We start from the raw sequence: 7,892 nt of genomic DNA, 5'->3' as shown, positions 1-7,892 counted from the left end.
TTGTCATCTGGACCACCACCCCATGGACTTTACCCGCCAATCAGGCGGTCGCCGTACATCCTGATTATTCTTATGTCCTCCTGCGCAGTGGGCATCGCCATATTCTGCTGGCTGCCGATCTGGCTGAAAGCACCCTCGCCCGTTATGGAGAAACTTCGGAAAACAGTCATGCCATTCTGGCAGAATGTACCGGATCGCAGCTCGAAGGACTGATTCTGCAGCATCCTTTTCTGGATCGTCAGGTTCCGGTCATTCTCGGCCAACACGTTACCCTGGAAGCCGGCACCGGATGTGTGCACACCGCGCCGGCACACGGCGTAGAGGACTATGAGGCCAGTCGTCATTATCATCTGCCGGTGGAAAGTCCCTTGCAGGATAACGGCCGCCTGCGTGATGACCTGCCCCGTGGTCTGAGCGGGCTGAATATTCGTCAGGCCAATGAAAGAATCATCGAACTGCTGCAGGAGGAAGATGCCCTACTGCATCTGGAAAAAATCCGCCACAGCTATCCGCATTGCTGGCGACACAAGACGCCCCTGCTGTTTCGGGCGACGCCGCAATGGTTTATCAGCATGTCTGCCAACCAGCTCCGCGACAAAGCCCTCTCTGCCATAGAAGCCACACGCTGGATTCCTGATTGGGGTCAGGAGCGCATTGCCGGCATGATCCGTCAGCGTCCGGACTGGTGTATTTCCCGGCAAAGAGCCTGGGGCGTACCAATTGCCTTGTTTTTCTGCGGCCAGTGTGGTGAACCACTGCGCGATGCGGCAACTTTCGAACGGATTGCGCAGGCGGTGGAAGCCAACGGTGTTGATGCCTGGTTCAACCAGCCTGCCGAGGATTTTCTTCCTGCAGAAGCGCATTGTGCAGCCTGTGGACATGATCATTTCCACAAGAGCACTGATATTCTTGACGTCTGGTTTGATTCCGGCTCGACCCACGCCTTTGTCCTGGAGCAGCGCCCGGACCTGCAGAGTCCTGCCGACCTGTATCTGGAAGGTTCAGATCAACATCGCGGCTGGTTTCAGTCCTCCCTGCTGGAGTCTGTAGCGAGCCGGGGGCGTGCACCATTCAAGGCGGTTTTGACTCACGGCTTCACGGTGGATGGTGAAGGCCGCAAAATGAGCAAGTCGGTGGGTAACGTCATCGCCCCACAAAGCATTATCGACCTTTATGGTGCGGATATTCTGCGGCTCTGGGTGGCTTCGGCAGATTACCGGGGGGAAATTCCCATTTCTGATGCCATCGTCAAGCAGTTGGGGGATAGCTATCGGCGCATTCGCAACACCGCTCGCTATATTCTCGGCAACACGTCTGATTTTGATTTCGCAAAAGATGCGCTGCCCACGTCAGCATTGCTGGAAATGGATCGCTGGATGCTGGCGCGTGCCGCATTACTGCAGGAAGAAATTCGTGCGGCCTATGGCGAGTATCAATTTCTGAAGGTCCAGCAAAAGCTCCATCATTTTTGCTCCATCGACCTCGGCGGCCTCTATCTGGACGTACTCAAGGATCGTCTCTACACCTCGCCGACTGCTTCTCACGCCCGCCGTTCTGCACAAACCGTCCTCTGGCAGATGCTCGAAGCCATGGTGCGCTGGATGGCGCCTATCCTGAGCTTTACGGCAGAAGAAATCTGGCAGGAAATGCGGGATCGGCCTGCACCCAGTGTGTTTTTCGGTGAATACCCGGACCTTCCTCTGCCTGAGGACTCAGTCCTGCTCAATACCCGCTGGGAGCGTCTCAGCCAGTTGCGGGATGCCGTCAATGCGGCACTGGAACTGTTGCGTCAGGACAAGAAAATCGGCTCAGGTCTGGATGCCGAACTGCAGATTTATGCCAACGATGACTGGCAGGCGTTTCTGCAGCCCCTGGGAGAAGAACTGCGCTATTTTTTAATGACTTCCGCCTGCAGCATACATGCCTACGCCGAGCGGCCGGAACACAGCGCCGAACTGGTTCCCGGAGTTGCCTTGCAGTTACAAACGAGCACGGCCAGCAAATGTGCGCGTTGCTGGCATCGCCGTCATGATGTCGGTCAGCATGCCGGGCATCCGGAAATTTGCGGTCGTTGTGTGAGCAATCTTGAATTACCAGGCGAACAACGGGAGTTCTGCTGATGTTACGTTACCTTTGGCTGTCTTTTGCCGTCATCCTTATCGATCAGGGCGTCAAACTCTGGTTGAGCCATATCTGGCGGGTGGGACAGGGTATTGTCGTCATCCCCGGCCTCCTGAATTTTCGCCTCGTCCACAACACAGGGGCTGCTTTCAGTTTTCTGGCTGGTGCAGGCGGTTGGCAGCGCTGGCTGCTCATTGGTATTGCCCTGCTGGTTGTTGTCGTCATTGTCGCCATCCTGCGTCGCCTTAAACCCGGCAGCACCTGGACCGCCATTTCCCTTGCACTTATTCTTGGCGGTGCTGTAGGTAATCTCATTGATCGCATTCGCCTTGGCTATGTCGTGGACTTTATTGGGGCGCACTGGGGTTCTTTATATTGGCCTTACTTTAATATTGCCGATAGTGCCATTTCCATCGGGGCGGTAATTCTGGTTCTGGACGCTTTCCGCCGTCATTAGCCTTCAGGTTACAAAAACGTCTCATTGCGCAGTGGGGAGTTTTTGCGACACCGGCAGTTATCCTAAAACCGGTGGTGAGCCGGGAAGCTTTTTGCGCCAACGTCCCTTGCCTGTTGTTCTAAGGCTCATCCTGCTGTCAGGAGAGAACTCGCCCTTTGGGCTCAGACAGCTCTCCTGACGGGCGCAGGCTTTCGCCAAGAACAACAACGGCGCGGGCCAAAGTCGCTGCAAAGCTTCCCGGCCCACCACCGGTTTTAGGGGGCACCCTGTAAAAACGGGCGCTTTGTCGTCAAAACGTGACAGAAAGCGGCCAACTGACCGTTCGGATAATTTTAGTGTATTGATTTATATATTTTTATTATTTTGGCATGCTCCTTGCTTTACCGTTGCTAATGCATAGTAAAAGGCAAGGAGATACAAAATGGATAACAGCACAAATTTGTTAGCGGCTTTGCGTCGGGTTCGCAGCTTCCCCAGTTACGCTTCATTTATGGCAGGACATGAAAGACAACGCATCAAACGAGAATTGCAGAAACGTCTGCTCCGGCTGCGCCGGCAACGACAGGTTCAGCAACACCCCAGCTTTGTGACCAAACAACAACAAATAGCCAGCGGTATTTTTCAGCATATTTTTCACTGAAGCCTAGACGTAGGCGCGCTGAATTTCCTTTCCGCACCAGATACATACGCAATTTTTCTAGAGCACCCACCAACAGGTGGGTAAGGGCATTTCAGTCTCGATGAACCAGCCCGGCCCGCGCCTGAGCGCGCGGTTTTATGATGATTTCGTCAATATTGACGTGGGCGGGGCGGCTAACCACCCAGCTAATCGCGTCGGCAATATCTGCTGCCACCAAAGGCTCCATACCCGCATATACACTCGCCGCACGTTCTGCATCTCCGGCAAAGCGCACCAGACTGAATTCAGTTTCTACCAACCCGGGATCTATTTCGGTAATGCGAATGGGCTTGCCCAACCATTCCACGCGCAGCGTCTCGGTAATCGCCTTGACCGCATGTTTGCAGGCCGTATAGCCACCACCACCGGCATAGGTTTCATGGGCGGCAATACTGCCGATATTCACCAGATGTCCAACGCCCGAAGAAGCTTTCAACAGTCGTGGATAAAGCGCCTTGCTCATGCGCGCCAAGCCCAGCACATTACTGTCCCACATGCGTTGCCAGTGGGATTCCTCCATCTCGGCAACAGGCTCAAGGCCCAGCGCACCGCCAGCATTATTGACCAGAATATCCACGGCCTCGGGCAACTGATCGACAAAATGACAGACACTTTCCGGGTCGGTGACATCCAGAGTCAGGGCCACCCCCTGAATTTCATCGGCTAATGCCTGTAGTCTTTCCAGACGACGGGCACCGACATATACCTTACATCCCTGGCGGGCAAGCTGACGCGCTGTTTCTGCGCCAATGCCCGAAGAAGCACCTGTCACCACGGCACAGCGCTGCACGGGAATCATGCCCAACCCTCCGGTTCATTGCCGGCCCGCCACTTGATACTGCACCCCACACTGGGTAAGACTTTTTCTGGAGGCTCACGCTTTGCCAACACGGCAGCTACCGCCGCAGACAAATCTTTTCCGGTTACCGGCAGCGTATTTTTGGGACGACTGTCATCAAACTGACCATGATAAAAAAGCTTGCCCGCCTGATCAAAAAGGAAAATATCCGGGGTACAGACGGCGTTAAAAGCCTTCGCTACAGCCTGATCTGCATCAAAAAGATAGGGAAAAGCATAACCGGCTCGCTGCGCTTCGGCAGGCATTTTCTCGGGGGCATCTTCAGGATAGGTTTCCGGATCATTGCTGTTAATGGCTACCACCTGAACCCCCTGATTTTGCCACTGATGGGCCAGTTCACCCAACTGCTTGCTGATATGCAGTACATAAGGACAGTGGTTGCAGATGAACAGTACCAGTAAGGGCTTGCCCTGGACGGATGTACTGGACCATAGCGCACTCTGCCCTCCCACGGGCAAAGAAAAAGCGGGCATGGCGCCACCAACGGGTAAATCTTTTGCGGTCATTGCCATAATTGCATCTCCTAACTTTCGTGATGATGAGCCAAAGCTCGACAGGGTGTTAATCGACCTGAAACTTCTTTTATCGTTTGTCGGTCATGCCGGTGCCGGGTGCAGACCCTCTGCTGAGCCCTGCTGCTGTACAGCTTCGAGCACCCAGGCCCCGTTACCCTGCAGACGCAGGCAATGCTGGTGGTGCTGCAGCAAACTGGAGCGATGTCCGACACTGATGATGGCGCTTTCCGGAAGGGTTTCGACCAGCAATTGATATAGTCGGTTTTCGGCGGGCTCATCCAGCGCCGAACTCGCCTCATCCAGAAATATCCACTGCGGTTTTTGCACCAGCACCCGCGCGAAGGCCAGACGCCGCTGTTCCCCCAAGGATAACACATGCGACCAGAGCCGGGAGTCATCCAGCTTGTCGGCGAGACTACTCATATCAACCCTGCGCAAAATCTGCTGCAGTTGCTGGTCATCCACACTGGCGCCAAAGGGATACACCAGGACATCCCGGAGGGTACCCAAAGGCAAGTAAGGTTTTTGGGGAAGGAATAAAGGACGCTCTCCTTCGGGCAGGCCGATTTCTCCGTCACCAAAAGGCCATATACCCGCCAGACTGCGGATCAGCGTACTTTTCCCGCCACCGGAAGGCCCCATGATCAACAGTCGCTCACGACGATGGACGTCGAGATTCAGGTCATGCACCAGTTCCCGGCCATCGGGCAAACGTACATTGAGATCCTTGACCTGCAGGCAGGGCGCGTTGTTCCGCTCAATCTGGTAGTGGGTTTCACGGATAACCCGCACCTCATCCATGGATTGTTCAAAAAAGCGCAAACGATCGACGACCGCATGCCAGTTGGCCAGACTGCTGTAGCTACTGACTATGAAAGAAAGCGCACCTTGCACCTGGGAAAAAGCGGAGGCAATTTGCTGCAGCCCGCCGATGCCAATGGCTTTATTCACAAAATAGGCAGGCATGCTGACAATAATCGGGAAAATAATGGCCGCCTGACCATATCCTGATACCCACCAGTTCAGACGCATGGATCGCCAGATGATCCGCCAGTAATTCGCATATACTTCGGCAAAACGTCGGAGAAAATGCAGGCGCTCTTCGTGTTCACCTCCATATAAAGCCACACTCTCGCTGTTTTCTCGCAAGCGCATCATACTGAAACGGAAATCCGCCTGATAGCGTTCCTGATTAAAATTGAGCTTGATCAGCGGGCGGCCAATAAGTGCCGTCAAAATGGTTCCAACTACGGCATATATCAGGGCAGCCCAAACCAGATAGCCGGGAATGGTGTACAGAGCCCCCTTCCAGGGGATGGTAATCATGGCCGACAACTCCCAAAGCATGAACACAAAGGCTGCCAGAGTGGTTATAGAACTCAACAGACCAATGATGATGTTCAGGGTTTGACCGGTAAAGCTGGCCAGATCTTCGCTGATACGCTGGTCCGGGTTATCGGTACCATCGCCCAGTACCTGCATATGGTAAAACGTACTTTTGGCCAACCAGTTGTCGAGATAATGGCGGGTCAGCCAACGTCGCCAGCGTATTTCCAGCATCTGGGTAAAAAAAGTCTGGGATACGGCAGCTATGATGTAGGCTGTCGCCAGCAATAGAAAAATCAGCATCTGGTGCCAGGCGGCATTGACAGCAAAACGCTGTAAGGCATTCCAGAAAACGGCATACCATTGGGTGATGCGGTAGGAAATAAATACCATAAACAGGTTAAGGAGAATGATCAGCGCGAAAACACCTCTTGCACTCCAGCGCTCTTCTGAATGCCACCAATATGGCTTGCTGATGCGCCACAAGTCGCGAAAAAATGCCCCGTTAAACTGCTTCATGCACTCTCCCCATCCATGAAAACTTTCAACATCTCAACGCTCCTCCGGTCTGCGCGCTGCCCCCGGCTTAATTATTGCTATGCTTCCAGGGGAGTCTTATCTATAAAGTTCAGGAGAATAGCATGACCCAATCCAAAAACCATTCCCGCCGTCAGTTCATCGGAGGTATCGCTGCTGTTGCTGGAGTCGGTGCCCTGGCCCTCAGCAATCAGGGCAACGCCCAGGGCATGATGGGACCGACCAAAAACAAGGTAGTGTTTCAACTCAACAAGTCCGATCCGGCTTATGTTCTGGACATTCTGCATAGTGCTGCCGTCGTCCTCGGACATTTCAACAGCGATGCCGACATTGTCATCGACTGCTTCGGACCCGGCCTCTGGTTACTGGTCAAGGCCCCGAAAAATCATCAGCATTATGAAAAATTTATTATGGAACAGGTAGAAAGCCTGCACATGTATGGCGTGGTTTTCAATGCTTGTGAACAGACCATGAAAACCATCCACATCGACAAGGCAGATCTGATTTCGCAGGCGGTGCCCGTGTTTAGCGGCGCGGTAGACCTCATTACCCTGCAGCAACAGGGTTACGCCTATATCGCCTGGTAGAAACGCTCAGTCCAGTTGCCGATGTTGCAGGGCAGGCAACTGCTTTCGGCAACTTTGCAGGTAATCCCTGTCCATTCCAGCCATCACCCATCCCGGTCCCTGTTCCATGCGGGCCAGAACCTGCCCCCAGGGGTCGATAATCATGCTGCCACCAAACGTCTGACGACCATTCTGATGCAGACCACCCTGATCAGCAGCCAGCACGTATGCCTGATTTTCGATGGCTCTGGCGCGCAGTAAACTTTCCCAGTGGGCAGCACCCGTTTGTTGGGTGAAAGCACTTGGCACCACCAGCATTTCGGCACCAGCGTAATGACGATACAACTCCGGAAAACGCAAATCATAACAAATGGATAACCCCAGTTGGCCCCAAGGGGTTGCTACCCGGACTGGCTGCTTGCCGGGCGCGATACTGCGCGATTCACGATACGTTTCCCCACCCGCCAGATCCACATCAAAAAGATGGATTTTATCATAGCGCGCGCGGCGCTGGCCTTCATTATCGTAAACCAGACAAGCCGCATGGCAACGCCCATCCGGGGCTGCGATGGGGATGCTGCCGCCCACCAGCCAGCAGCCCTGCTGACGCGCCTGTTCCGCCAGCCAGGACTGAATAACCCCTTCGCCATCGGGCTCCATCAGCGCGAGCTTGTCCGTTTCATGGCGCCCCATAAAGGCAAAATTCTCGGGCAGCAGGATCAGATTCGCCCCCTCACGGGTGGCCTCCTGAATCAGCCCTGCGGCTTGCTCCAGATTTTCTGAAGGGATATCCGAAGAAACCATCTGAATCACGGCAAGCTGAGCGTCCATG

Annotated in this window: 8 protein-coding genes; 4 read left to right on the top strand and 4 right to left on the bottom strand. The window is 54.2% G+C overall.

The features are described 5' to 3' along the window. From ileS to HJG40_RS04775, 3 genes are all read left to right on the top strand, one after another. A partial coding sequence (gene ileS, locus HJG40_RS04785) for an isoleucine--tRNA ligase (RefSeq protein ID WP_215863131.1) occupies window positions 1-2,120 on the top strand: 2,120 nt, incomplete at its 5' end. Further along, window positions 2,120-2,578: a signal peptidase II gene (gene lspA, locus HJG40_RS04780; protein ID WP_215863130.1), complete on the top strand. Its 459-nt coding sequence runs from the start codon at window positions 2,120-2,122 to the stop codon at window positions 2,576-2,578. The genes ileS and lspA, both read left to right, overlap by 1 nt. A gap of 421 nt (window positions 2,579-2,999) precedes the next feature. Further along, window positions 3,000-3,218: a hypothetical protein gene (locus HJG40_RS04775; protein ID WP_215863129.1), complete on the top strand. Its 219-nt coding sequence runs from the start codon at window positions 3,000-3,002 to the stop codon at window positions 3,216-3,218. Between the two features lie 91 nt (window positions 3,219-3,309). Here HJG40_RS04775 and HJG40_RS04770 read toward each other — a convergent pair whose 3' ends face one another. The 3 genes from HJG40_RS04770 to HJG40_RS04760 all read right to left on the bottom strand — a co-directional run bounded on the left by HJG40_RS04770 (window position 3,310) and on the right by HJG40_RS04760 (window position 6,476). After that, window positions 3,310-4,056: an SDR family NAD(P)-dependent oxidoreductase gene (locus tag HJG40_RS04770; protein WP_215863128.1), complete on the bottom strand. Its 747-nt coding sequence runs from the start codon at window positions 4,054-4,056 to the stop codon at window positions 3,310-3,312. Next, on the bottom strand, window positions 4,053-4,628 hold the full coding sequence (locus tag HJG40_RS04765) for a thioredoxin family protein (RefSeq protein WP_215863127.1): 576 nt from the start codon (window positions 4,626-4,628) through the stop codon (window positions 4,053-4,055). Before HJG40_RS04765 ends, HJG40_RS04770 begins: the two co-directional genes overlap by 4 nt. An 84-nt stretch (window positions 4,629-4,712) precedes the next feature. Continuing rightward, the gene (locus tag HJG40_RS04760) at window positions 4,713-6,476 is read right to left on the bottom strand and encodes an ABC transporter ATP-binding protein/permease (protein WP_215863126.1); all 1,764 of its coding nucleotides are present in this window, start codon (window positions 6,474-6,476) and stop codon (window positions 4,713-4,715) included. A gap of 122 nt (window positions 6,477-6,598) precedes the next feature. Here HJG40_RS04760 and HJG40_RS04755 point away from each other — a divergent pair, with 122 nt between their 5' ends. Further along, window positions 6,599-7,081, top strand: a complete 483-nt coding sequence (locus HJG40_RS04755; RefSeq protein ID WP_215863125.1) for a DsrE family protein — start codon at window positions 6,599-6,601, stop codon at window positions 7,079-7,081. Window positions 7,082-7,087: 6 nt separating this feature from the next. Here the strand turns inward: HJG40_RS04755 and HJG40_RS04750 are convergent, their stop codons facing one another. After that, the gene (locus tag HJG40_RS04750; RefSeq protein WP_215863124.1) at window positions 7,088-7,891 is read right to left on the bottom strand and encodes a carbon-nitrogen hydrolase family protein; all 804 of its coding nucleotides are present in this window, start codon (window positions 7,889-7,891) and stop codon (window positions 7,088-7,090) included. Window position 7,892 lies beyond the last annotated feature (1 nt).

Origin of the sequence: Acidithiobacillus concretivorus, assembly GCF_018853445.1 — a bacterium.
Lineage (GTDB): Bacteria > Pseudomonadota > Gammaproteobacteria > Acidithiobacillales > Acidithiobacillaceae > Acidithiobacillus > Acidithiobacillus concretivorus.
Note: the sequence above shows the minus strand (reverse complement) of the source record. Positions and strands in the feature narration are given on the sequence as shown.